This window comes from Legionella sp. (assembly GCF_965140895.1).
Classification (GTDB): domain Bacteria; phylum Pseudomonadota; class Gammaproteobacteria; order Legionellales; family Legionellaceae; genus Legionella.
The window spans coordinates 52,855-76,585 of the sequence record NZ_CBCSKT010000046.1 but is presented as its reverse complement, the minus strand read 5'-3'; the positions used below and the strand labels follow the sequence as shown (position 1 = coordinate 76,585).

Here is a 23,731-nt window from a genome sequence, read left to right as displayed (position 1 = left end):
GGAGGGGTTGTTCGTGAAGTATCACAAATGCGCAAATTATTAGTGCAAGTAGCTATTAACCAAGGATTCACAGGTATTGAAGACTTACATAGTAAAAGTAAAGCGTTAGAAAAGGTCAAACACCATGTGCAAAATGCAGCATTCGCTACTCCAGATGTTGGTGTCGTAATTCCTGAAACCTTTTCAAAATGGCATATTAATCCATTGTGTGCAGCAAGAAGTCTGATGAGGCGAGTTGATACACTGGTGAACACCAAACAATTTTTTACTCGCGTAGAAGTAGACGACAAAGAGGTCGTTGCATTTATGGGTTCGCGCAGAGCCTGGAAAACTAAAGATTTTGATACACAACAAAATATAGACTTAAATATTTCAAAAGATGACATCTGTGAATCCAAGGCATATTCTGGTGGATTTAAATTTGATGCAGGAAAACACGGCTCAAAAGCAGCCGAAAACTGGTTTACGAAGCACAGTAAAGATAAATTAAGCATGGTGATAACCAATGACTTGATTCTGTTAAAACCCGATCCCAGCAATCCAAAAGGTCCTTGGCTTGCTGCCAGCAAAGGCGATGAGGGGACAACGCTTATTTCTAAATCAGTGTATGATAAATGGCTTGCTCTACCCGAAGGAGCGCAGAAACCAGAAATGCTGGACTATCATAAGGCACATGCGAAATCTATTATAAAGACCTCAGCCCAAGTTGATTTTGCCATCGCTCAAAAGCAAGTTATTAGACGCATTGCTATAACTGAAGCAAAACTGGAAAGGGAATTTAACAAAGACAATCCCAATCCCGACCGAATTGGCCAGCTCATTCACCGCCAAGCACTTTTGACAGAAATAGCACAGTTCGATCCCAAAGACTTAAACAACCAGGTAGCAATCGCACACTTAAAGAACAAAACCCAAGAAGCGATTGATGATTTAAAGGCAGCAAAAACCACATCGGTACTATCAGTCAGCAGATCGATTAAAGCGTTTGATAAAGTGTTAGCGAATATAGAGAAGGTTAGTCAGGAGTTGGAATCTCATAATCCGGCCACAGAAGCAGTGCAAGCTAATTGCCATAATAGTCGTTCGCTAAAATGTCGATTACAAAATATGAGAACGGAACGGGTTGAAAACGAACTCGACAATGAGGACACCGCACGCATCACCTTAGTGAGATAAACGTAGCCGTATTAGCGCAGCGTAATACGGGCTACGTTCTACTAAATCAAGACAAACTAACCATGAAAACGATGGCTCAAGTTCATTGGCTTCGCATGTTTTTCAATATATTCAATAACTTTTCCAGCGATATTAACCCCTGTCGCCTTTTCCACGCCCTCCAAGCCTGGTGAAGAGTTGATTTCTAAAACTAATGGGCCATGATTAGAGCGAATTAAATCCACACCGGCAACCTTCAAACCCATCGTTTTCGCGGCGCTCACCGCAATAGCTCGTTCCTGAGGAGTAAGTTTTACTTTAGATGCATTTCCACCTTGATGCACATTGGCACGAAACTCGCCCTCTTTGGCTTGACGTTTAATTGCACCAACCACTTTTTCACCAACCACAAAACAACGAATATCCGTACCGCGAGATTCTTCAATAAACTCTTGTACTAAAATATTGGCATGCATTTCTTTAAATGCATTGATAATGCTCACGGCTGATTGATGGCTATCTGCCAAAATTACCCCTTTTCCCTGAGTTCCTTCCAATAACTTAATGACTAAAGGAGCGCCACCAACCATGCGAATTAGATCTTCAGTATCATCAGGAGATTGAGCAAAACTGGTTAAAGGCATAGGAATACCTTTACGCGCCAATAATTGTAATGAACGAAATTTATCTCGTGAACGTGAGATGGCTATAGATTCATTGACTGTATACATGCCCATGGTTTCTACATGACGTAAAACCGCTGTACCATAGTAAGTCATTGACGCGCCAATTCTAGGAATGACCGCATCAAAATGAGGCAAAGGAGCGCCTCCACGATAATGGACTTTAGGGCAAGATGCAGCCACATTCATATAGCAATATAAAGGATTAATAATCTTAATCTCATGGCCTGCAGCTTCCCCTTCTGCCTTTAAGCGCTTATGTGAATACAACTGTGGGTTCGTGGCCAATATTGCAATTTTCATGAATTTGCTGTTCCTCAATTATTTTTATTCTTTATGCTTTATGAGTATACCTAAAGCCTAGCCTATAAATTGGAGATTCTCCTCCCGCCGCAAGGGTAGAAAAGAGTGTCCTAGCAGCTCTTAGTGCCCTCCTTGCTCTGCAACCATTAAGTTAAGGCATCATCCCAAACGTAGTCAGAGATAATATTGTTCCTTAACTCAATGGAATTACTTCCTTGACATAATAAAAGCGCTTAATCAACTGGTTATTTAAGAAACCAACTGTATGTAATCTTTTGCTAATAAATCAGCACGATGTGGTGTGGTAAAAAATGCGTTTAATTCCCCTTGAGGATTAAATAACATCAAAGCACCACTGTGTTGCATGTCATAACTTTTCGGGTCTGAAGTACCTTTTTCCATAATTTTGGCATAAGCAATTCCCATTTCGCGAGTCATTGCCTTAATCGATGCATCATCTCCTCGAGCCCCATAGAAATCAGGATGGAACGAAGCAACATAGCTGGCTAATTTTTCTTGATCATCGCGCTCAGGATCGATTGAAATCATTACCACGCGAGGTAAATCTTTCACGCCTTTGTCCTCAAGAATACGATACATTTTACCTAACTCCGCTAAGGTAGTAGGACAAATGTAGCCGCAGTTAGTAAAACCAAAAAACATCACGGTCCATTTGCCTTGAAGGCTGGCATTATCAAAAGGTTTTTGATCCGTGCCAGTCAAACTAAACTGATTTACCGTTCTTGGATTTTCTAAATAAGTCCCATGAAAATTGGCAACATCAATTTTTTTCTTAAAGTGCATATGCTGTCCGACAAAAATACCGGAAAACAATCCTGCCAATGCCAACAAAATAACCACCGTAAAGGTAATGCCCTTAACTTTTAAATTCATTCTCATCCCCTACAAATAGTGATCCACTAATAAAAACACAAACAATAACATTAAATACACAATCGAAAATCGGAACGTTTGCATCGCCACTACGGGCTTGTCCGTACGATATAATTTATGCGCCCAAAATAAGAACCGGCCTCCAAGCACTAAAGCACCGGCTAAATAAAACAGGCCACTCATACCCACGACAAAGGGTAAAACGCTCACGACTAAAAGTAAGATGGTGTATAAATAAACATTTAACTTGGTAAATTGAATACCATGAGTTACTGGCAGCATAGGAATTTCTGCATTCTGGTACTCCTCATGTCGATAAATTGCCAAAGCCCAGAAATGTGGTGGCGTCCAGGTAAAAATAATCAACACCAACAATAAAGCCTGAGGATCTAACTGATTGGTTACCGCAGTCCATCCTAATAAAGGAGGAGCGGCTCCAGCCAAGCCACCAATAACAATATTTTGTGGCGTAGCACGCTTTAAATACCCTGTATAAACACCGGCATAACCAATCAAGGTGATAAAAGTTAATAACGCGGTTAATTTATTTACAAATACGGCTAAAACAGTCAGCCCTAACACACCCAGAATTAAAGCAAACCAAGCTGCTTGATGAACAGAAACTCGCCCATGTGCAACAGGACGTTTTTTAGTTCTCGCCATAATGGAATCAATGCGTCGATCAACTAAGTGATTGATTGCTGCAGCACTTCCTGCACATAAGCCAATACCCACCAAAGAGTTTAGTAATAAAGCGCAACTAACCCAGCCAGGTGCAGCCAAATACATACCAACAAGAACCGTGAGTAACATCAGCATCACCACACGCGGTTTACATAATTCTATGTAATCGCGCCAAGCGATCGGTGTTTGTATTGTTTGAACTGTCTGCATTATTCCGGCCCTTTACGTGTCAAATGAAGTGAGCTAAATACCGTTGCCAATAAAAGCGCAGCAACACCATTATGGGCAACTGCTACAGAAATTGGCAGCAAATAAACCACATTCAAAATCCCTAAGGTGAACTGTATCAGCACCAATAAAAACATAGCTAAGCCAGCACCCTTTAAATACTTAAAACGAGCTTTAAGCATAATTAACAATGCGAGTGTTAATACATAAACCGCGGTCACGACGGCACCAATACGGTGAATAAATTGAATCGTGACACGAACCTCATGATCTAATAAACCACCTTGATAATTCGCACCAACTGGAGAAAATAAATTAAAGCCTTGGGCAAAATGCAACTCAGGTAACCAACTCCCATTACACAGAGGAAAACCAACACAGGAAATACCCGCATAGTTTGAGCTTACCCAACCACCGAGAGCAATTTGGAAAAATACGATGATCACGGCTAAACGCAGCCAAGGCCGCCATTGAGGTAAATCCTCGCCTTTTAAAGAACTAACCTGAAAACGCAAACGGCTCAAGCAGGCAACAATCAGCATTCCACCTAAAAGGTGTCCCATAACCACAACAGGTAATAGTTTTAAGGTAACAGTCCACATCCCTAATGCGGCTTGAAAAACGACAAGAAGCAATAAAACTGCAGGCAAATGCCAAGGGAAGTTTAAGCCTTGTAAACGTTTACGCAGCATTGAAAAGCCAATGAAGAAAATCAATAAGCCCAATGTTCCGGCGGCATAACGATGAGCCATTTCCGTCCACGCTTTTCTTGATTCGATGGGAATTTGTGGAAAGGTCGTTTGCGCTTGTTGCAAACTCGACTCGGCACTTGGTAACACTATGCGCCCATAACATCCTGGCCAATCTGGACAGCCTAAACCCGCATCAGTCAAACGCGTGTATGCACCAAGCATCACTACGAACAACGATAAAAGTACTGCAGCAGTTACTGCAACGCGTAATAATTTATTTTGCATTCAATTAACCATTCTTTTCTGTCGTATTAAGCAATAATTTCAAATCTTTATACACATCATCTGGTTTAACCAATGCAGCATAACTGAGAATTAAGTAATTATTGGGATCTGCTAAAAATATCTTTGGTTCAGCAAGTAAACCTTCGTGAGCACTCGCCTCGGCAGCAGACAATTGTACCAATTGAAACTGCATTTCCTTTAACGCAGATTGTTCTTTAACTGATAATGAAGCAGCTTTATCGCCAAGCACAAGGACTTGATCAACCTGATACAACTTACGGCCCAAAGCCAAACGTACTTTAGCTAAAGTCTCTAATTGGTTCTTACAGGCAGAATCACATGCATTAGGCGCCCAAAATACAATACGCCATTTTTTTTCACCCCCCAGGGCCTTTAAAACAACCGGTGGACTCAGCAAGACTCCCTTATTTACTCGGGTAGAGCCTAGCCAACTTGGATGTTGATAAAAAACATAAGCCGCAAGACCTGGTGCAGCAAACATAATAATTAGTACAAATACAACATAATATTTATTGGACTGTGTCTTCATTTCTTTTCTTCAGATTTAATGCTACAAATATAATTAAGATAACCGAAGCCATAGCAAACCACTGCAATGCATAAGCCATATGTCGCTGCGGAGGCATGGATACCGTTGCCCATTCCCGTACAAATCCATGTGTATCTTGCTTGTCGAGGCGAATAATAAACGGATAGACTGATTTTTGCAAAAGTTGCATTAACAATTCTTCATCTAAACGCTCAAGAATTACGACACTATTGTCTTTTTTCTCATAATCTTGCCCCAAAACCCACTGCCCTTTACTCGGAAAATAAGTCGTTCCTTGTACTTGAATTAAATTCTTAGGCGCAGTAATTTTAGGAAAAATACGCCGGCTCATATCGCCTGGAATCCAGCCTCGGTCGATTATCACAACAGAACCATCTGCAAGTTCTAATGGGGATAAAACATGGTAACCAAACTGATGTTGGTGATGCTGATTATCGAGGAGAAATACTTCTGGCAAATAACGCCCCGTTATTTTAATCGGAGTGTATTGTAATGGCAACTTTTGTTTTGAGGTCCATAGTAGTGGTTTTAGGCTTGATTGCCTTTTTTCAGCCGCAAGCATTTGTTCTTTTTCTTCGGCACGATGAATTTGCCAAAATCCTAAACGCAGAAATAACCCTACGACAACTAAGGTTAGCAGAACCATTATCCAACTTGGGGTGAAACGAAATTTAAAAAAGGGTACACTAGGCATAGTTTATTAATTGCTCAAAAAATTTTCAGATTTGATCGACAGTTTCGGGAGTATAACAAATGATCACCAAAATCATCATCATCTTTACTATGATTATTATCGCAGGCTCACTAGCCAGCGGCCTTGTTTTTTTACTTCGCGACTCAGGAAATACCAAGCGCACGGTAAAAGCCTTAACAATTAGAGTCGCCATCTCTTTGAGTTTATTCATTTTTTTAATAATTGCTTTTAAACTGGGTTTAATTAAACCTCATGGTATTTAAAGTTAAATTTTAAGGAACTAACTATGCGCTTTTTCTTTATCTGTTGTATTTTTTTTGCAAATTATACCAATGCAGATACGATTAGAAATTACATGGACATTGCCAATAATATTCCGCAAATGGAAATGAAAGCCGATCCTCAAGCCCAAGCTTGGGCACGATCAGCACGTCATGTGCTGATGATTACCAGCGAAAGTATTCAAGAAACCTTGATTCAAGCAAATGAAACTGCCCAAAGCCAAGGACACCCTATTTTTTGCCTGCCCCCGAGTGTGCAATTAAGTCCACTAACCTTAAACGAGCTTATTCAGCAAACCTATAATGAAATTTCCAGCCAACAGAGTGATAAGGATTCAATGACCGTATCTCAGGTTGCCTGGTTGGGAATAACCAAGAAATACCCCTGTCAAACAACTGCAGCGAAAGCAGAAATAGATTTAGTTGCTGCCGCCTGGGGTGGTCAACAACAAGTACAACAACCTGCACAGCAACAGCAAGCCCCCCAGCAGCAAGTACAGGCAAACCAGCTGCAACAGGCGTTGAATTAATCTTAATGACCAAATTACTGTGGGCTACAACGATCTTGCCACATTCATGGATCCTGCCGCCAGGTGTATAACTTCGGAAAGTCGAAGGATGTTTTGGGTGGTATTAAACAAAGAAATAGAAAGTATTGAGACTCAAAAAAACTCAATTTGAGCTACATCCGATGCTGGGCTTTACAGCCCAGCCTACATCAAAACAAACACCAAGGCTTAATTCTAAACACTAAACTCTTCAAATGCCTCTAATGCTTCAGCAGCATACATCAAAGATGGGCCGCCTCCCATATATACAGCCATACCAAGAGTTTCTAAAAGCTCTTCTCTTGACGTTTGTAATTTAACCAAGGTTTGAGAATGAAAACCAATACAACCTGGGCAATGATTAGCAACAGCCAAGGCCATAGCAATCAATTCTTTAGTTTTTTTATCTAAGACACCTTCTTTAGACGCAGCCTGTGCTAAAGAGGAAAAACCAGCCATAACTTCTGGCATTTCTTTGCGCATTTTCGCTAATTGAGTACTAATATCTTTGGTCACTTGAGAAAATTTTCCTGACATTTGTAAAGCTCCTTTTTATAGCCGATGAAAAACAGCACTTAATGTACCGTATTTCAGCTCTGAACAAAAGACTAAGAAGTAGCTCGATTTAGGGTTTCTTTTGCCAATGTTAACCGACGCTCAAGTTGACCTAATTCTGCTTTTAATTGCAAAATTGCAGTAGCGCTCGGGCTTCGCATCATTTGCTCTAAAGCCTTAGTCATTGCCTGTTGCTGTTTTTCCAAAGTCTGAATGTCGGTTTCAAGAGTTTGTATCCATTGTTGTCGGGTACTTAACATTTTGAGGCCAAATGAAGCATTATCTTCTGGCTTATGATGACGGCTATGGATTTGACATAAAGTCACCAAGACATTTACTTTTTGCTGAATTCGCGTTGCCAGATAAGAGGCACTATACCCCTCTTGCCTGGATAAACTTTGAATGTCCGTTTTAATTTCGGCAATGCACGCAGCACCAGTTAGGCTCTCCGTGCGGAATAAGCCTCGAGGTAGTTTATGGCCTGAAAAAGAACTTCCTAACTCACCAACTTTCCATTCAAGTTCAGGTAATCTTGCGGCTAGGCTTTTTAATAGCTGTTTGGTTTCGGTTGACATGTTATTGGTGCCTAAATTGAGGATTGGCCGCCTAACTATTATCATCCCGAACGTAGTAAAGGAATGCCCTTACTACGTTCGGGATAACGACTCACTCCTTAAATTAAACCGCCGGTTCCATATCAGGAGTTTTGGCCTGTAGCCAAGAACTGATAAACGGTGGAGAACACATCAGGAGTAAACCAAAAATCAAGGTACACTCATAACGAGCCAAACTCCCGACATCAATCCCATTGGGAGGAATAAAGCTTACGGCTAAAGTAGCACATACACCGATAATACCTACCCCAGCCACAAATAACATTCCAAACATGCCCCCTGGAATTTTAAATGCCCGGGGATGCTCAGGCTCGGATAAGCGTAATTTAATCGCTGCAGCAAACATAATGAAGTACATCAACATATACAACTGTGCCGCTAATGCAGTTAACAACCAGTAAGAACCATTAACGCTGGGCATAAATAAGAACAACCCCGAGAGCAAGGTTACAATCGTTGCCTGGGTATATAACATCACAACAGGAGCACCATTCGCATTAGTTTTTTGGAATGCACCCGGTAAATTACCATCTTCTGCCGCAACTAATAAGCCCGTAGTCGGTGCAATAATCCAATTACTCACGCCGCCAAGGCCCCCTAACACCAACATGACTGCAACTATAGGCATCATCCAAGTCATATGGTAACTAGAAAAAAACGCTTCGAAGGCCTGCATAATACCAGCAACTAAATTGATGTCATTTTGTGGTAATACAATGGCAATTGCTAAAGAACCCAGGATTAGCGTACTTAAAATAATCCCTACGGAATAAACCAAAACTTTAGGAAAAGCATTTTGTGGGTTTTTCACATCATTTGCGTGAACCGTTGCAATCTCAATACCGCAAAACGACATGATAATTGCCGTTAAAGATACCCACATCGATTGATCCGATAAATGAGGAACAACACTGGGTACATCAAATTGCACTTGTAATGGATTTCCTTGAGCAATCCAAGCCACACCCAAGCCAATAATCAGTGACATCGGCAACAATAAACCAGCCAACGAACACAGATTACTAAACAAAGCCGAGGAACTCATACCGCGTAAATTAAGTAAGGTGGCACCCCAAAAACAACACACGATGACCGACCAGAGGAAATATGGATTGCCGGTTAATGCTGGATTGATTAAATAACCAATAGTGCCCGCAACAAAAGATAAGATAGTAGGATACCAAATTACATTCTCAATCCATTGCAACCAAATGGCTAAAAAACCCATCTTTTTGCCAAAAGCCTGTTTAACCCAAATATAAATTCCACCTTGCTTAGCCCATCCAGAAGCAAGCTCCGCAGATACAAGCGCAGTAGGAATCAAGAAAAATAACGCGCCTAAAACAAAATAAAATATAAGCTGACTACCGAATAAAGCAGTGGCCGGTAAATTACGGATGCTGTCTACAGAGCCAACCGTAATCATGGTTAAGCTAAAAATAGTTAGTGAGTGTTTTTTATTGCTCATCGCATTCCTTCGTTGCAGTGTTGGGCTTACAGAAGCTCCCATTATATAAGGAAAAGCTTAAGAAACCCTTAATAATAGCGTAATTAATAAACAAAATTCTCTGTTATTAATCTAAATCAAATACGAACAGAGAACAACAAACATTATCGCTGGGTTAAAATACCACGATTTAAACAGAAAATCTCTGCAATTTTGTCGTTCTTTAATGAAAGAAACAATTCCACAAAGAACTATAATAAAGCGTAATCGCCAGAATGATACATCATCCGTAGCCGTAAAACGCCTTAGGATACCGTACCCCACCAGAGCTATTACAAGATGGTAGATTCCATACTGGCAAAATATAATCTCTATGTGCTATAGTGACTATTTTTTTCGGGTACCACCACCATGTTTGACACCTTAACCGAACGCTTGACCCGCACCTTTAAAAATTTACGAGGACAGGGGCGCTTAACAGAAGAGAATGTACAAAGCGCCCTACGTGAAGTCAGACTCTCACTTATTGAGGCGGATGTTGCCTTACCAGTTATTAAAGAGTTTATTGAACAGGTAAAACAAAAAGCGCTTGGACAAGAAGTTTTAAACGACTTAAACCCAGATCAAGCTTTTGTTAAAATTGTCCATGATGAATTAATTCAAATCATGGGTGGTGAGCGGGCCGAACTCAATTTTAAAACCCAGCCTCCTGCAATATTTTTAATGGCTGGATTGCAAGGTTCTGGTAAAACAACCAGCACAGCAAAACTTGCACGCTACCTAAAAGAAACCGAAAATAAAAAAGTAATGGTTGTCAGTGTCGACGTATACCGACCTGCCGCAATCCAACAACTAAAAGTATTAGCCGAACAAATTGATGTCGCGTTTTTCCCAGCGGAGGCCCATGAGCAACCCTTAACTATTGCCCAAAAAGCCATTGATAGCGCGAAAAAGCAATATATGGATGTACTGCTTATTGATACCGCAGGTCGTCTGCACATTGATGCAGAAATGATGGCTGAAATTAAAGACTTGCATCAAGCTATTAAACCAATAGAAACACTATTTGTTGTGGATAGCATGACAGGGCAAGATGCGGCCAACACAGCAAAAGCATTTCATGAGGCATTAGCATTAACTGGGGTTATTCTTACGAAAACAGATGGTGATGCGCGTGGTGGTGCGGCCCTATCCGTAAAACAAATTACCGGTCAACCCATCAAGTTTATCGGAAGTGGTGAAAAGATCGAGGCGCTAGAGCCATTTCACCCTGAACGTGTTGCTTCAAGAATATTAGGGATGGGAGATATTCTTACGCTGATTGAAGAAGTAGAGCGTAAAGCAGACAAGCAAGCCAGCGAAAAACTAGCTAAAAAATTAAAGAAAGGTAAAAGCTTTGATTTGGAAGATTTTAAACAACAGCTGTTACAAATGAATAATATGGGCGGTATTAGCGGCATGATGAGCAAACTGCCCGGCGTAAACCAAATGATGCCTCAACAGGCAATGAAGCAAGTTAGCGACAAAGCAATGGCTCAAACAATTGCTATTATTAACTCTATGACGCCAAAAGAGCGACGTATCCCTAAATTGATCGTGGGTTCACGCAAAAAGCGTATTGCTATGGGTTCAGGAACCCAAATTCAGGATGTTAATAAGCTATTAAAGCAATTTGAACAAATGCAGAAAATGATGAAGAAGTTTACCAAACCAGGAGGCATGCAAAAAATGATGCGTGGTTTGGGGGGAATGGCTGGATTAAAGGGCATGTTCCCAGATGAGTTTAAGTAATTATTAAAGAATAATGTTAGAAAAATGAGCGCTGTACGATTTTTTTAAGATAATTCGTAAGAATTACTTCACATGCCGAGTTAATTTTCGTACAATACACGGCATTTTTACGTAACCACTCTAAAGTAGAGGAAAATAATGGTCGTTATACGTTTATCACGAGGTGGCGCAAAAAAGCGTCCTTTTTATCATTTAGTTGTTACTGATAGCCGCAAGCGTCGCGATGGTAGCTACATCGAGTCTATTGGTTACTTCAACCCAGTAGCACGTGGACAAGAAGTGCGTATTCACATCGATGCAGAAAAATTAAGCCAATGGCAAAAAGTTGGCGCGCAATTATCTGATCGCGTAAGTGCACTGGTAAAAGAATTTAACAAAAAAGATAAAGCTGCTTAATAACGTGAGTAATCAGGAAAACTGGATAGTCGTTGGCCGTTTTGGGCGGCCTCATGGTATTAAAGGCTTTGTTACGGTTCACTCCTTTACAGAGCCCCGCGATAATATCTTGAGGTACGAAAATTGGCATGCTTTTATTAATAATAAATGGCAACCAATTAAGCTGCTTAATGTGGCAGTACAAACTAAGTCCATCATAGCTCAGATTGAAGGTTATCCTGAACGAGAAACTGTAGCTCATCTAACTAATGTAGAGATCGCAGTTCAACATGCACAGCTTGAAGAACTGGACTCTGGTGAATATTACTGGCATCAGCTAATTGGCATGAGTGTAGTGAACTCCAAAGGAAGCTCTTTTGGTAACGTCACTGAAATCATCCCAACAGGTTCTAATGATGTGTTAGTAGTCCAAGGCGAAAAAAGGCATTTAATCCCTTATTTACCTGGCCAATTCATATTAGATGTTAATCTCAGCCAGCAACTCATTACTGTTGATTGGGATCTGGATTTTTAAGTGGCGCTTCATCTTGGAGTCATCACGTTAATACCCGAAATACTAAATGCCTTAAAGTATGGCATTACGGGTAGAGCTATAGAGCAAGGCTTGGTTAAAATAGATCACTGGAATCCACGTGATTGGGCTTCACGGCCATATCGGCAAGTTGATGATAAACCCTACGGTGGTGGACCAGGAATGGTCATGATGTATGACCCCTTGCAAGCAGCAATTATGCAGGCTCGCAGTCAAATGCCTAGTCACTGCAAAACGATTTACCTTAGCCCGCAAGGAAAGGTAATTCGCCAGCACGACTTAAATCAAGTGGCAAATGACACGCAACCCTTGCTATTTATTGCTGGGCGATATGAAGGAATTGATGAGCGCATTCTTCAGCATTATGTCGATGAAGAATGGTCTCTTGGAGATTTTGTTTTAAGTGGTGGTGAATTGGCCGCTACGGTATTCATCGATGCAATTATTCGTTTGATACCAGGCAGTTTAGGACACCTTGGTTCGGCAGAACAAGATTCATTTATGAATGGTTTGCTGGATTGTCCTCACTACACACGACCGGCAACGATTAACGGATTAGACGTTCCTCCTGTTTTATTAGGTGGGAATCATAAAGAAATCGAATTGTGGCGAAGAAAACAATCTCTCGGTAAAACCTGGCTTAAGCGACCAGATTTACTGGAAAAAATAGAATTAAATAATACAGACCAGCATTTGCTTGCTGAGTTTAAGTGCGAACACGGTATTTCCTAGCCTCTAAACTAGGGAGACCAATTTGAGGAGTAGTCCATGACTAATATTATTGACCAACTGAATGCCGAACAAATGCAGGGTAAAGAAATTCCTGAGTTTAACCCAGGTGATACTGTTCTGGTTCAAGTGAAAGTAATCGAGGGAACCCGTGAGCGTTTACAGGCTTTTGAAGGTGTTGTAATTGCTAAGCGTAATCGTGGTTTGAACTCTGCGTTCACTGTACGTAAAATTTCTCACAACGTTGGTGTTGAACGTGTATTCCAAACTTACAGCCCAATCGTTGACAGTATTACAGTGAAAAGACGTGGTGATGTACGTCGCGCTAAACTATATTACCTACGTAATTTAGCAGGCCGTGCTGCACGTATCAAAGAAAAATTAGCAACTAAAAAAGCTGATTAATTTGCTCTGCATCTCTTTTCCTGTCGCAGGAAAGAGATGCAAGTATCTCACTTGTCTGCACACATGCACCAAATGAGGTGGTTGTATGATAAAAATTAATCTGGAAACTAATTTTATTGCCTCTATTTTTCCTACACCCTGGGGTAAGCTCGCAGTTGAATTTGATGATCATTTTGTCTATCGCTCATTTTTCACTCAAGATTCAAGCCCACTAATCAATCATCCGCTATCTGATTTAATTCAACATGAATTAGCATCATACATTGCAAATCCTAATCATCGTTTTCAATTACAGCTAAAACCGCAAGGTAGTGCCTATCTGCAAAAAGTATTGAATGCTTTATTAGTTATTCCTATCGGGCGTACGGTCAGTTATGGTGAGCTGGCATTAACATTGCAAAGTAGCCCTAGAGCTGTTGGCCAGGCTTGCAAGCGCAATCCCTTAGCGTTATTTATCCCTTGCCATCGCGTTGTTGGGAAGCATAGTTTAGGTGGCTATATGGGGAGTCCTGATGCCTTGCATTATAAAGATGCCTTATTGGCTCATGAGATGCCAGTGAAGCGATAAATAATTTATAAAATGGCAGTGAACGTTCAAGCACGTGCAGGATTAGCCCGCCCGAGGTGAAGTTTCAGCATTATCCGCCACTGAAGGCGCAGGAATTATTTTAGTAAAAAAAAATCCGCAATAAGTAAAAAAGGTCTTGGATACCTGCAGCATGAATGAAGGTGGAGCAATCTTATCTAAATACTTTTCTTCCCACTTCTTGGGTTGAGTCTTACGAAGCAGGGTCACGTAGTTATTTATTTCGGATATTGGCTTATCCCCTAGCTCAGTCCGTCCCGTTAAATAAGACAAAAGGGCCTCCACAACACCCAAACGTGTATAACACAAATTATTGCCCTTTTCCTTATCTTCTTCGCGATAAAGTTTATTCTTATATTCGCTCACCTCATGCAGTACAAAGTTAATATCGTATATTTTTTTACACGAAATAAGCACTTGTGACTCATTAATTAAAGAAGTACGTTTTAAAAAATCATGGCGAACCAAGCTGGCGCTCTCATTAAAAAGATCAGGACTTCCTCCCTCAATCCTCGTTTTTTCATCCATAAATTTATAAACCTCGCGATCATTAAGACCTACGGGAAAATTCGTATCATCTAAATTAAGCGTGTGAAAAGCCGTGCATGAAAAAAACGCGGTAGTGGTTGTCATTAATTGAAACATTAATACACCAGAATGCAGCAGCGTAGTTAACTCGGAAATGGCATAGAGAATAGCCATGTGCTCAATATCTTCATCACGAAAACCATAACTTAGCCATTCAAAAACCAGGCAATCCATCAGCGCATCGCCACCTAAGGGGGCATCGGGCCTCCCATATTTTTTGGCAACAAAATTAGGCCACTCCAAAAAGAGAAGAAAATCTCGTTCACGCAAAGCCATAAGATATTCGGAACTAGATGAAAGCATAACAATCCTTGCATGCAAACAACAAATTTTTTAAGATTATTATCCTATACTTAAAAAAAATAAATATATATATTCCTAAAGGTGCATAATGAGAAAAAACTATTTGTTCCTAATCGCGTTATCACTTTTGCTATTCCATTCCGCATTTGCAAACTGCGATTTAACCCAATTTCGCTGGGAATGTGACATACCAGTACACGCCGCGCCAAGCCCCCATGCTCGCTCATTAGTTTATTGCAATCACTCATACGGCTATATTACCAAAGAGCAATATGACATGTTAACTCGCTATCAACGCGCTAATGTAAATATGGTCTTAGACATTAATAGTGAATATATAGACAGTCCTTGTATCCCTACAAAAAGAGAGTAAAATGGCCCAAAAAAGCCTCTTTCTCCCTTTGTATGATTATCGAATTAGATGGTATTTCTATTGAAGTCTTAAGAAAACCCATAAAAAACATGAATCTACGTATTTACCCTCCAGATGGTTTAGTCCGCGTCAGCGTACCTCTAAAATATAGTGAGCGCTTGATTCGTAAAATGCTGGAAGAAAAAAAGGCCTGGATTCATGAGCATCGTGAACTTATGCGGAATCGCCCTCCCTTAGTAAATCCGCCCTTACAAACGGGCATATCCATACCTTTTATGGGAAAGAATTACTTATTAATCATTGAAGAGCACCATGGTCCAAATCATGTGCAACTCCAAGATGAACTCATACACTGCTACACCCAGCCCGGTTGCTCACCAGCCCAACTACAAACAGTACTTGATGCTTGGTATAAGCGTCAAATGCAACTATTGCTTCCGCAACTCATTGTACATTGGGAAACAGTTGTTGGTGTCAAAACCAAACAATGGGGTATAAAAAAAATGAAAACACGCTGGGGTTCTTGTAATCCACTTGCCGCACGCATTTGGTTAAACTTAAATCTCATTAAAAAGCCACAAATTTGCTTGGAGTATGTATTAGTCCACGAATTAGTACATATGCTAGAACCCAGCCATAACAAACGCTTTCATGGGTTCATGAGTCAATTTATGCCTCAATGGCGTGAACATCAACATCTTCTTGAAGGACGCTAATGCTGCAAAATACCGAGCAACTTATTGATAATCTTTGTAATCAAGGATTTCATCTCCTCGATGAATTCTTATCCCTGCAACATTATTTTTCGCTGCGTGCTACAGCGAAAAAATTGTACGATCAAGGTTTATTTCGCAGTGCCAAAATTGGTCTTAATATTAGTTCGCAGCAAAACAAGGCCATCCGCAGCGATGAAATTTTATGGCTAGAGTCGGATAACCTAGACCCTGCAATACAATTTTTTGTAAATCAAATTCATCAACTATGCCGAATTCTCAATCAAAATCTATTTCTTGGTTTACATGAATTTGAAACACATTTTGCAAATTACCAACCCGGCACTTTTTACAAAAAGCATATCGACCAGTTTGCAGCCCAAAAATCCCGAAAAATATCCTTTGTTTACTATCTAAATGAAGATTGGCAAGATGAGTACGGTGGTCAGTTAAAACTTTATAATATCAATGACCAGCTACTTGAAAACATTAACCCCCAAGGAAACCGTCTTATTTGTTTTAATAGTGAATTACCTCATGAAGTAGTTACAACCAATCAAACACGATACAGTATCACTGGTTGGATGAAAACAAGATCTGTGGATCTCATATAATAGTCGCTATGAAAAACAAACTCAGCAGGGCTTATTCTGAAGATGAATTCGCCCTCCCTCCCGCTTCTCAAAAGGAAATTGACCCGCGTAATCATGAGATTATTGTGTATAATGATATTTTATCTTCACACAATTCTATATGCATGCCTTAGACATTAAACAGCTATCTAAAACTTATGCCAATGGAGTTCAGGCTCTCAAAGGCATTGATTTAACCATAAAAACAGGCGATTTTTTTGCGCTTCTTGGCGCTAATGGTGCAGGAAAATCAACTACAATTGGCCTAATAAGCACCTTGCTCACCAAAACTTCTGGAACAATTAATATTTGTGGGTATGAGCTGGAAAAAGATGCGGAAAAAGCCAAATCATGTCTTGGCTTAGTACCCCAAGAAATTAATTTAAATATTTTCGAAACCTGTCTGCAAGTTTTATTAAGCCAGGCAGGTTACTATGGAATTTCACGAAAAAATGCCATGCCCAAAGCGGAGGAGCTCCTAAATCAGCTCGGCTTATGGGATAAACGCAATTCAATTGTCCGCCACTTATCTGGGGGCATGAAACGCCGCTTAATGATTGCCAGAGCGCTAGTACATCAACCTCGGGTCTTAATTCTTGATGAACCAACCGCTGGTGTTGATATTGAAATCAGACATAGTATGTGGGAGTTTTTAACACGTACTAATAAAGAAGGTACCACCATTATTCTGACCACTCATTACTTGGAAGAGGCAGAGCAGTTATGTAAGAATATTGCCATTATTGATAAGGGGCAAATTATTAAAAACAGCCCCATGAAAGCCTTACTGCAAACCCTACGCCATCAAACGTTTGTCTTTAATACGGAGCAGCCTATTCACGCCTTACCCGACCTGAGTCCATTGCTCGCCACCCTGATTGATTGTAATACCCTGGAAATTCGTGTTGATACACATGACTGCTTAAATGCGGTTTTTACTATTTTATCAAAACACGGCATCAATATTAGCAGTATGCGTAATAAAACCAATCGCTTGGAAGAACTCTTTTTGGATCTTATAAAAAATGGCCATTGAAAAACAACTTATTTCTTTATACACGCTGCTACGACGTGAAGTTGTGCGGATGTTCCGTATTGCCAGCCAGGTATTTTTACCACCGGTTATCTCTACAACGCTTTATTTTTTGATCTTTGGTAGCTTAATCGGACCTCGCATTGGTGAAATTCAGGGGGTTAGTTATCCCATGTTTATTGCTCCAGGCTTAATTATGATGTCGGTAATTGTTAACTCCTATGGCAACGTATCGTCTTCGCTGTATAGTGTGCGCTTCCAAAAAAGTATTGAGGAAATGCTAATTAGCCCGATGCATGATAGCTTTTTGTTGCTGGGCTATGTTTTAGGAGGTATGCTACGTGGGTTAATTGTTGCGATTTTAGTTTATCTGGTTGCTAGCTTTTTTCTAACGATTCAATTAAGTCATTTACCTATGACCTTATTGGTTGTCTTGCTGGTTTCCGCAGTATTTTCCTTAGCTGGTTTTACCAATGCGATGGTTGCTCGTAATTTTGATGACATTATGATCATCCCCACCTTTGTGCTCACCCCGCTAACCTATTTGGGCGGAGTCTTTTACAGCACTGCCATGTTGCCGAATTTTTGGCAACAGCTATCTCTTTTAAATCCAATTTTATATATGGTTAATGCACTTAGACAGGCAATGATTGGCCAAAGTGAAGTCGGTATGGGCCTTGCGATGAGTATCATTTGTATCATGCTTATTTTATTGGCGGCATTGAATCTGTTTTTATTAAAGAAAGGAGTTGGTTTGCGGGAGTAATCATCATGACAAGCATTGGTGAAACAATCCAAGGCCATACTTCGTTAAATCTCAGTCCAAGGTTGCTTCTCTGCGCTCACAATTGACGGCATTGATTAAAATACGATAAGAACTAGTAACCCGTATTAGACGCACTCGTAATACGGGTTAGGCAATTTACCGGTTGCAAGTAACCGGACTGACTAAGGTAAAATAGTACTACAAGCCAAGGAAATATCCGCGACAGCAGTAACAGCCTGAATGGAATCAATGCTGCCGGTCGTAATAGTACCAGGAACCTGGTTCGTAGCAACATAAGTCGCAATTAAAGCCCCTTCGTCTGAAACATTGGTATCCGCAACTGCCCCTCCCACCATAGTTTCAATTTTTCCTGGTGAGTTTAATGGCGAATTGACCATACCATCAGGAGGGAATGGAGCATCGACTATACGATCACAGGTAACACGTACACTTTTTCCAGGTCTTAAAAGCTTATCGCGAGCAGAAACTAATCCCTCGAGAACTTGGACGTAAGTATTTTCGATGGCACGCGCCCCAGCACATTGCTTATTTTTGCGCTTAGCATTTGCCTTCGCAGAACGAGTTGCATCAACACGAATATGGGTTCCAAGAATAGCTAGAGAGACAATAGGAGTTTTTAATGTTTCTTTAATTTTCCCATTATTTTGAATTTCTAATTTTCCATGAGCTAACTCTGCGTCAATTTGTACGCCCGATTGTTTTGGAGCATAAGCATGAATCTTATATGATGAGTTTGAACCAATATTCACTAAAGCACCATTTGAATACTGAAGATGTACTGCAGCGTCTGCCGCTGTAACAATTTCATCACCTGCCTCCAAAGCAGAACCACGTGAAAGCGCCCGCATACTACCACCATGAGAGGCCGTAACCTTATTCTGTGTAAACAAAACCTTAGCGGCAGACTCAGCGAAAACCTGGGTCGTGATGGATAAAAGTCCTATTAAAATTATTCTCTTCATATTTTTCCCTGTACAATAAACAAAACATTAATTATTTATGTAGATGAACATAAATACCACTCCAATCTTCAGCAGGTGGTTCCACCTGAAATCCTTTAATGCGCTCAAGATACATTTGATACAAATAAATTTCCGGTGATTTATTTTTGAGAATATCAAATTTCTTTTCCGCGGACGACCAGTTACGCGCATAATAATCATCTAAGGCTGCCTGGTATTCCTCCAATTCAACCACAACGGCATCATCAACCTCTGTACCCAAGCCAACTGGTTGATAAATTACCAATCCTGTTTTCCGTCCTTTAACCCTTATTTTATCTACAGGCCGCCAAACAAAGCGATCATCGGCTGCATGAGTCCCATCGCTCACTAAAATATTCACGTGATAAAATTTGGTTAAATCTTGCAATCGCGAAGCAAGATTTACCGTATCCCCAAGCACCGTATAGGCTCGGCGGAATTCAGATCCCATATCTCCTACGTTCATTAAGCCGGTTGCCAAACCCACCCCAATATTTACGGCAGGAAGTCCCATTGCTACCATTTTTTCATTAATTCCGGGCAAGCTATTTATCATAGTTAACGAAGCCATGACCGCGTGATAAGCATGGTCCTCATCGACCATAGGGGCCCCCCAAAATGCAACAATCATATCGCCAACATATTTGTCGATAGTGCCGCGGAAACTGAAAATTATTTCCGTAATCGGGGTAAAAAAGGTATTTAATAAGCGTTTAACATTCGAAGCCTCTAAGGACTCGCTGATTGAAGTAAAATTGCGAATATCACTAAACTGCACCGTCATATTCCGCTCTTCACCATCCATGCTGTATTGTTCTGGAGAATCAATTAATTCTTTAACATATTGCTCAGGAACATATTGACCAAATAGCTGATTGATTTTTCTCTTTTGTCGCCGCTCCATAATAAATAAATAACCATAGTTAGCCACTGTCTGTAGAGTAATCAGTACCAGAATGAAGGCTAAGGGAACATATAAATTTTTAGCGACAAAAAGATAAACGGAAATAGCTAAGGTTGCTAATATGCCGATAAAGGCCAGTATTAACATGCCTGTAACGCCAACAAAGGCAAAGACGCAAGAAAAAAAGAACCCTAATAATAATAGGTACAGTCGAGCACTGGTGGTATGCCAATTATACTGGGTAACAAGCTGTTGCCCCACAATGCCTTGCACCATATTGCCAACCATTTCCACCCCAGGAAATGATTGAGCTACGGGTGACTGATGTAAATCGGCAAGCAAAATCATGGTTGAGCCAATCACTGCAATGGCACCTTGTAGCTCCTCGGGATTAAAGTTGCCTTGCATAATATCGGTAGCTGAATAATAAGGTAATGTCCCTGGAAGCCCCCAGAAAGGAATAAGAATTTGGCCCCGAGAATTCGTTGGTATAAACACCGCCCCAATTTGGATGCCACTTAACTCACCATCGGTAGTAGTCAAAATGGGGTGCTCAACCATCAGATAATTCATTGCAATTGCTAAAGATAAGGTGGCATAGAGCTTGTTATCATAGCTCGCGATCATCAATCCATGACGCACCGAGCCATCTGAGTCTGGAAGATTCGCTACCGAACCCGCTTGCGTAGCAGCCTCCAGAAACAAAGGCAAACAACCGTTATAACCAGCAAACTGATAAAGAGGCATATCACCTCGATAGATAAGTGCATTGTTTGGCGTAGTTAGTGGTGAAGGCAAAGCACCTTTTTTAACTACTTGATCATTATGAAACAAAAAACCCAAAACAACATTATGCTCCAATAAAGAGTGAGCAAAAATACGATCATTATCTACGTGTGGTGCAATCGACTCTAATAAAGCTGGGAGCTGCTGTTGATTTGGGGGAAGTTTAGCCACCAATGGCAATAACTCATTCTTTAAGCCTATGGCATAATTTACTTCGGGTTCAGCCATAACCATATCCATACCAATAGTTACAACCCCTGCCCCCTTTAATTTGTTAATTAATTCGGCCAGCTTATTGCGTGGCCAAGGCCATCGCCCTTCCTTTTGTACCGAGCGATCATCGATATCAATGATAACCACTTTGGGGTTAGGTAAATGTGGTCGCCGATTTAATTGAACAATTTGGTCATAAACTCGATCATCTAGCTGATCGATAAGGAAACTGACTAGAGGAAGATGAATTACGTCCGCGAGAAAAATGAATGCCGTACAAAAAAGACCAAGAGAAAATTGAGCCAATTTGGATTTCAGTATTTTGGGCAAAAACTGAGGAGCATTCATTGCAAAAATTCGTCCTTTCTATTGAATCTAACCGTTTCACTCTGTTGAAAGTAAAGGCTACGTGCTGAGAAATCCTCTCATGTTTTACCCTAGCCCCAACGAACCAAGGACTAGCCGCAGCAGGTTGGAGATTTTCGTATTACTTCAGATAGCTAAAAATGCCTAAGAAAACTGGTATTCTATAGCGGCCAAGGTTTGGAAACTATGGAATGTACTGCTCGCATTGTAATATTTTTCCTCAACACGCATCGTAACATTCTTATGCGTGTAGGAAATTCCCCCACCTAAACGAAAACCGTCTTTATTCATGTTTAATTGAGGTAGAGTACCATTAACGGTAATAGCAGAATTCACAATAGGACGGCTATTTGAGAACTGAACTACTTGGAATAAACCGCCATTAATAAAAGGCATTAACTTAGGGTTAATAAAATAACCAAGCTCCGCGTGTTCCATTAACAAGGTTACTTTATTTCTTAATGCTTGAATCGGCACCATAGTTTCTAGCGCGGGGAATTTATAAGTATAAGGGCCTGTGTCAATTTGGCTATATAAAACACCCAAATTCGTTCTTAGCAAAAACTTTTGCCAGCTTTTCCTATAAATCCCATTAGCACTAACAAACCAGTTATTACTGCCATTACGAGCATAAGCATGCGACTCGTCAAGAGAGCCGGGTGCAACAGTCAAGTAACTATTGATTTGGTTATGTCCGTAACCTGCTGCTAAATCCAAATAGATTTGCGGCGTAAAAATCTTTAATACGTGACCAAAAATCGTATCATTTTTTACATTTTGTGAGGTCGTAGTTACTGGGCTTGGAGATAACAGAAAAGCAGAGTTTAACGAAGTATCTACGCGAAAATAGTAAACACCAGCCATTACGCCAGGGCCGAAAGAAAGGTGATCCGCTCCGGCTGAATAAAGATTTGAGTGCCCGTTGTAACGATTCAAATTCCCCGAAGAAGATGACTTAAAATGAAAATCAGTATATCCATAAAGGAATTCCGGAGTTATCTTTTTCAGAAAACCTGTTACATTACTAGTGGTTTTATTAGCCATTTCCGTTCGTGTTCTGGACAAAGCGTCAGCACAAACTATTTGCCCACTGCCTAATAAAAATAATGACAGAATTACCGCTTGCTTTTTCATCACATCCAAATTCCTTTTCTAGAAGATATTATCATCATCCTGCATCATAAACAAAAAATAGGGTACTAGACAAGATAAAGGTTGGAAAAAAGCTGGTAAATCAATACGTTCAAAAGATCCACCTGAAACATTCAGTGCTTGATTGGTGCATTGTTATGCAGGAAAATCCGCCTGTGTTTATCAATCTGTCGGTATGCCGCGATTTGTCCACGGCATCCGAAATTGAAATGTTCAGAGTCTAGCGCAATCAGCACCACAGTCCATTAACAACCATTTGGAGCTAAATAATGATTAGGTGCTGGCGAGGAATTTTTTTCCTCTATAAGAGCATTCACTACCTCGGTTATCGCACGGAGTGCCCAAACGACCACAGGCAGAAGCATTAGACATGCTAAAGTAGGTCCAATGGGGCTACCAACTAAGGCGGCCGAAGCCGCTACTGAAGCAAAACCATAAGCCAATTCTGAACTAGCCTTGATAATTGATTGCAGATGAGGATGCTCGTGTAAAAAGGCATTGTTTTCTATATATCTATCTGTTAATACTTCAGGCAGCCATTTTAAAAGTGCAGCTAACGCCCCTACTCCTGCAAAAGCAATAAAGCCACCAGCGCCGCTTACTAATCCAGGAGCAAAGAATGAGCCCGTAAATTTACCAAGAACGCCGACAACACCGCCACCTATTGCTCCATCGATAGCTTGCGAGCCAGCCGTTAAGAGAACATCCTTAGCACTGACAGGCCCGATTGCATTAGCGATTATATTATTCGGCATAAATAAGCTCCTATGAATTAATAAAGAAACCACATTGTACACAAAAAAAACACAATACTCAATAAAAATC

General features: G+C 40.6%; 27 protein-coding genes and 1 pseudogene. 14 read left to right on the top strand and 14 right to left on the bottom strand.

Annotation, left to right across the window (positions count from 1 at the left end):
* Positions 1–1,176: pseudogene (locus tag ACQY7T_RS06475) on the top strand (hypothetical protein); the annotation flags it as partial.
* Positions 1,177–1,232: 56 nt separating this feature from the next.
* Here ACQY7T_RS06475 and rimK read toward each other — a convergent pair.
* The 6 genes from rimK to ACQY7T_RS06445 all read right to left on the bottom strand — a co-directional run bounded on the left by rimK (position 1,233) and on the right by ACQY7T_RS06445 (position 6,189).
* Positions 1,233–2,141, bottom strand: a complete 909-nt coding sequence (rimK, locus tag ACQY7T_RS06470) for a 30S ribosomal protein S6--L-glutamate ligase (RefSeq protein WP_428412127.1) — start codon at positions 2,139–2,141, stop codon at positions 1,233–1,235.
* A gap of 249 nt (positions 2,142–2,390) precedes the next feature.
* Positions 2,391–3,035: an SCO family protein gene (locus ACQY7T_RS06465; RefSeq protein ID WP_428412126.1), complete on the bottom strand. Its 645-nt coding sequence runs from the start codon at positions 3,033–3,035 to the stop codon at positions 2,391–2,393.
* 9 nt (positions 3,036–3,044) lie between these two features.
* Positions 3,045–3,929, bottom strand: a complete 885-nt coding sequence (cyoE, locus tag ACQY7T_RS06460) for a heme o synthase (RefSeq protein ID WP_428412125.1) — start codon at positions 3,927–3,929, stop codon at positions 3,045–3,047.
* The gene (locus ACQY7T_RS06455) at positions 3,929–4,924 is read right to left on the bottom strand and encodes a COX15/CtaA family protein (RefSeq protein WP_428412124.1); all 996 of its coding nucleotides are present in this window, start codon (positions 4,922–4,924) and stop codon (positions 3,929–3,931) included. The genes cyoE and ACQY7T_RS06455 overlap by 1 nt, the downstream gene beginning before the upstream one ends.
* A 4-nt stretch (positions 4,925–4,928) precedes the next feature.
* Complete coding sequence (locus tag ACQY7T_RS06450; RefSeq protein ID WP_428412123.1) at positions 4,929–5,474, bottom strand: hypothetical protein; 546 nt, start codon at positions 5,472–5,474, stop codon at positions 4,929–4,931.
* The gene (locus ACQY7T_RS06445; protein ID WP_428412122.1) at positions 5,455–6,189 is read right to left on the bottom strand and encodes an SURF1 family protein; all 735 of its coding nucleotides are present in this window, start codon (positions 6,187–6,189) and stop codon (positions 5,455–5,457) included. Before ACQY7T_RS06445 ends, ACQY7T_RS06450 begins: the two co-directional genes overlap by 20 nt.
* 59 nt (positions 6,190–6,248) lie before the next feature.
* On the opposite strand from ACQY7T_RS06445, the gene ACQY7T_RS06440 reads away from it, so the two are divergent.
* Together ACQY7T_RS06440 and ACQY7T_RS06435 are read left to right on the top strand one after the other, a co-directional pair.
* On the top strand, positions 6,249–6,452 hold the full coding sequence (locus ACQY7T_RS06440; RefSeq protein ID WP_428412121.1) for a twin transmembrane helix small protein: 204 nt from the start codon (positions 6,249–6,251) through the stop codon (positions 6,450–6,452).
* Between the two features lie 23 nt (positions 6,453–6,475).
* Complete coding sequence (locus ACQY7T_RS06435; RefSeq protein ID WP_428412120.1) at positions 6,476–7,000, top strand: phosphatase; 525 nt, start codon at positions 6,476–6,478, stop codon at positions 6,998–7,000.
* A gap of 213 nt (positions 7,001–7,213) precedes the next feature.
* Here the strand turns inward: ACQY7T_RS06435 and ACQY7T_RS06430 are convergent, their stop codons facing one another.
* From ACQY7T_RS06430 to ACQY7T_RS06420, 3 genes are all read right to left on the bottom strand, one after another.
* Positions 7,214–7,555, bottom strand: coding sequence for a carboxymuconolactone decarboxylase family protein (locus ACQY7T_RS06430; protein ID WP_428412119.1), 342 nt, complete (start codon positions 7,553–7,555; stop codon positions 7,214–7,216).
* A gap of 71 nt (positions 7,556–7,626) precedes the next feature.
* On the bottom strand, positions 7,627–8,148 hold the full coding sequence (gene priC / locus ACQY7T_RS06425) for a primosomal replication protein PriC (RefSeq protein ID WP_428412118.1): 522 nt from the start codon (positions 8,146–8,148) through the stop codon (positions 7,627–7,629).
* Between the two features lie 103 nt (positions 8,149–8,251).
* Positions 8,252–9,655, bottom strand: a complete 1,404-nt coding sequence (locus ACQY7T_RS06420) for an APC family permease (protein WP_428412117.1) — start codon at positions 9,653–9,655, stop codon at positions 8,252–8,254.
* Positions 9,656–10,045: 390 nt separating this feature from the next.
* Between ACQY7T_RS06420 and ffh the strand changes: the two genes are divergently transcribed.
* From ffh to ACQY7T_RS06390, 6 genes are all read left to right on the top strand, one after another.
* The gene (ffh, locus tag ACQY7T_RS06415; RefSeq protein ID WP_428412116.1) at positions 10,046–11,425 is read left to right on the top strand and encodes a signal recognition particle protein; all 1,380 of its coding nucleotides are present in this window, start codon (positions 10,046–10,048) and stop codon (positions 11,423–11,425) included.
* A 138-nt stretch (positions 11,426–11,563) separates the two neighbouring features.
* Complete coding sequence (gene rpsP, locus ACQY7T_RS06410) at positions 11,564–11,821, top strand: 30S ribosomal protein S16 (protein WP_252580530.1); 258 nt, start codon at positions 11,564–11,566, stop codon at positions 11,819–11,821.
* 4 nt (positions 11,822–11,825) lie between these two features.
* A complete protein-coding gene (rimM, locus tag ACQY7T_RS06405) occupies positions 11,826–12,335 on the top strand; it encodes a ribosome maturation factor RimM (RefSeq protein WP_428412115.1) in 510 nt (169 codons plus the stop codon).
* Positions 12,336–13,085, top strand: coding sequence for a tRNA (guanosine(37)-N1)-methyltransferase TrmD (trmD, locus tag ACQY7T_RS06400; protein WP_428412114.1), 750 nt, complete (start codon positions 12,336–12,338; stop codon positions 13,083–13,085).
* A 36-nt stretch (positions 13,086–13,121) separates the two neighbouring features.
* Positions 13,122–13,487, top strand: coding sequence for a 50S ribosomal protein L19 (gene rplS, locus ACQY7T_RS06395; RefSeq protein ID WP_428412113.1), 366 nt, complete (start codon positions 13,122–13,124; stop codon positions 13,485–13,487).
* 85 nt (positions 13,488–13,572) lie between these two features.
* Positions 13,573–14,055, top strand: a complete 483-nt coding sequence (locus ACQY7T_RS06390) for a methylated-DNA--[protein]-cysteine S-methyltransferase (RefSeq protein WP_428412111.1) — start codon at positions 13,573–13,575, stop codon at positions 14,053–14,055.
* Between the two features lie 42 nt (positions 14,056–14,097).
* On the opposite strand, the gene ACQY7T_RS06385 is transcribed toward ACQY7T_RS06390, so the two are convergent.
* Complete coding sequence (locus ACQY7T_RS06385; protein ID WP_428412110.1) at positions 14,098–14,964, bottom strand: helical bundle domain-containing protein; 867 nt, start codon at positions 14,962–14,964, stop codon at positions 14,098–14,100.
* Positions 14,965–15,052: 88 nt separating this feature from the next.
* Between ACQY7T_RS06385 and ACQY7T_RS06380 the strand changes: the two genes are divergently transcribed.
* The 5 genes from ACQY7T_RS06380 (at position 15,053) to ACQY7T_RS06360 (ending at position 18,481) form a co-directional block, all read left to right on the top strand.
* Entirely contained in the window at positions 15,053–15,337 is a 285-nt protein-coding gene (locus ACQY7T_RS06380; RefSeq protein WP_428412108.1) for a hypothetical protein, read from the top strand.
* Between the two features lie 32 nt (positions 15,338–15,369).
* Positions 15,370–16,053: a M48 family metallopeptidase gene (locus tag ACQY7T_RS06375; RefSeq protein ID WP_428412107.1), complete on the top strand. Its 684-nt coding sequence runs from the start codon at positions 15,370–15,372 to the stop codon at positions 16,051–16,053.
* A 2-nt stretch (positions 16,054–16,055) separates the two neighbouring features.
* Positions 16,056–16,664, top strand: coding sequence for a 2OG-Fe(II) oxygenase (locus ACQY7T_RS06370; RefSeq protein ID WP_428412133.1), 609 nt, complete (start codon positions 16,056–16,058; stop codon positions 16,662–16,664).
* A 139-nt stretch (positions 16,665–16,803) separates the two neighbouring features.
* On the top strand, positions 16,804–17,718 hold the full coding sequence (locus ACQY7T_RS06365) for an ABC transporter ATP-binding protein (protein WP_428412106.1): 915 nt from the start codon (positions 16,804–16,806) through the stop codon (positions 17,716–17,718).
* Entirely contained in the window at positions 17,708–18,481 is a 774-nt protein-coding gene (locus tag ACQY7T_RS06360) for an ABC transporter permease (protein WP_428412105.1), read from the top strand. Before ACQY7T_RS06365 ends, ACQY7T_RS06360 begins: the two co-directional genes overlap by 11 nt.
* Before the next feature lie 182 nt (positions 18,482–18,663).
* Here the strand turns inward: ACQY7T_RS06360 and ACQY7T_RS06355 are convergent, their stop codons facing one another.
* The 4 genes from ACQY7T_RS06355 to ACQY7T_RS06340 form a co-directional block, all read right to left on the bottom strand.
* A complete protein-coding gene (locus ACQY7T_RS06355) occupies positions 18,664–19,464 on the bottom strand; it encodes a FecR family protein (RefSeq protein ID WP_428412104.1) in 801 nt (266 codons plus the stop codon).
* A 31-nt stretch (positions 19,465–19,495) separates the two neighbouring features.
* On the bottom strand, positions 19,496–21,736 hold the full coding sequence (locus ACQY7T_RS06350) for a CHASE2 domain-containing protein (protein WP_428412103.1): 2,241 nt from the start codon (positions 21,734–21,736) through the stop codon (positions 19,496–19,498).
* 162 nt (positions 21,737–21,898) lie between these two features.
* Complete coding sequence (locus tag ACQY7T_RS06345; RefSeq protein ID WP_428412132.1) at positions 21,899–22,888, bottom strand: autotransporter outer membrane beta-barrel domain-containing protein; 990 nt, start codon at positions 22,886–22,888, stop codon at positions 21,899–21,901.
* Between the two features lie 263 nt (positions 22,889–23,151).
* Positions 23,152–23,661 (bottom strand): hypothetical protein, encoded by a 510-nt coding sequence (locus ACQY7T_RS06340; RefSeq protein WP_428412102.1) that lies wholly within the window; start codon positions 23,659–23,661, stop codon positions 23,152–23,154.
* Positions 23,662–23,731 lie beyond the last annotated feature (70 nt).

Coding starts and splice junctions, on each gene's coding strand:
- rimK (WP_428412127.1), bottom strand. CDS start 2,141: ATGAAAATTGCAATATTGGCCACGAACCCACAGTTGTATTCACATAAG.
- ACQY7T_RS06465 (WP_428412126.1), bottom strand. CDS start 3,035: ATGAATTTAAAAGTTAAGGGCATTACCTTTACGGTGGTTATTTTGTTG.
- cyoE (WP_428412125.1), bottom strand. CDS start 3,929: ATGCAGACAGTTCAAACAATACAAACACCGATCGCTTGGCGCGATTAC.
- ACQY7T_RS06455 (WP_428412124.1), bottom strand. CDS start 4,924: ATGCAAAATAAATTATTACGCGTTGCAGTAACTGCTGCAGTACTTTTA.
- ACQY7T_RS06450 (WP_428412123.1), bottom strand. CDS start 5,474: ATGAAGACACAGTCCAATAAATATTATGTTGTATTTGTACTAATTATT.
- ACQY7T_RS06445 (WP_428412122.1), bottom strand. CDS start 6,189: ATGCCTAGTGTACCCTTTTTTAAATTTCGTTTCACCCCAAGTTGGATA.
- ACQY7T_RS06440 (WP_428412121.1), top strand. CDS start 6,249: ATGATCACCAAAATCATCATCATCTTTACTATGATTATTATCGCAGGC.
- ACQY7T_RS06435 (WP_428412120.1), top strand. CDS start 6,476: ATGCGCTTTTTCTTTATCTGTTGTATTTTTTTTGCAAATTATACCAAT.
- ACQY7T_RS06430 (WP_428412119.1), bottom strand. CDS start 7,555: ATGTCAGGAAAATTTTCTCAAGTGACCAAAGATATTAGTACTCAATTA.
- priC (WP_428412118.1), bottom strand. CDS start 8,148: ATGTCAACCGAAACCAAACAGCTATTAAAAAGCCTAGCCGCAAGATTA.
- ACQY7T_RS06420 (WP_428412117.1), bottom strand. CDS start 9,655: ATGAGCAATAAAAAACACTCACTAACTATTTTTAGCTTAACCATGATT.
- ffh (WP_428412116.1), top strand. CDS start 10,046: ATGTTTGACACCTTAACCGAACGCTTGACCCGCACCTTTAAAAATTTA.
- rpsP (WP_252580530.1), top strand. CDS start 11,564: ATGGTCGTTATACGTTTATCACGAGGTGGCGCAAAAAAGCGTCCTTTT.
- rplS (WP_428412113.1), top strand. CDS start 13,122: ATGACTAATATTATTGACCAACTGAATGCCGAACAAATGCAGGGTAAA.
- ACQY7T_RS06390 (WP_428412111.1), top strand. CDS start 13,573: ATGATAAAAATTAATCTGGAAACTAATTTTATTGCCTCTATTTTTCCT.
- ACQY7T_RS06385 (WP_428412110.1), bottom strand. CDS start 14,964: ATGCTTTCATCTAGTTCCGAATATCTTATGGCTTTGCGTGAACGAGAT.
- ACQY7T_RS06380 (WP_428412108.1), top strand. CDS start 15,053: ATGAGAAAAAACTATTTGTTCCTAATCGCGTTATCACTTTTGCTATTC.
- ACQY7T_RS06375 (WP_428412107.1), top strand. CDS start 15,370: ATGATTATCGAATTAGATGGTATTTCTATTGAAGTCTTAAGAAAACCC.
- ACQY7T_RS06365 (WP_428412106.1), top strand. CDS start 16,804: ATGCATGCCTTAGACATTAAACAGCTATCTAAAACTTATGCCAATGGA.
- ACQY7T_RS06360 (WP_428412105.1), top strand. CDS start 17,708: ATGGCCATTGAAAAACAACTTATTTCTTTATACACGCTGCTACGACGT.
- ACQY7T_RS06355 (WP_428412104.1), bottom strand. CDS start 19,464: ATGAAGAGAATAATTTTAATAGGACTTTTATCCATCACGACCCAGGTT.
- ACQY7T_RS06350 (WP_428412103.1), bottom strand. CDS start 21,736: ATGAATGCTCCTCAGTTTTTGCCCAAAATACTGAAATCCAAATTGGCT.
- ACQY7T_RS06345 (WP_428412132.1), bottom strand. CDS start 22,888: ATGAAAAAGCAAGCGGTAATTCTGTCATTATTTTTATTAGGCAGTGGG.
- ACQY7T_RS06340 (WP_428412102.1), bottom strand. CDS start 23,661: ATGCCGAATAATATAATCGCTAATGCAATCGGGCCTGTCAGTGCTAAG.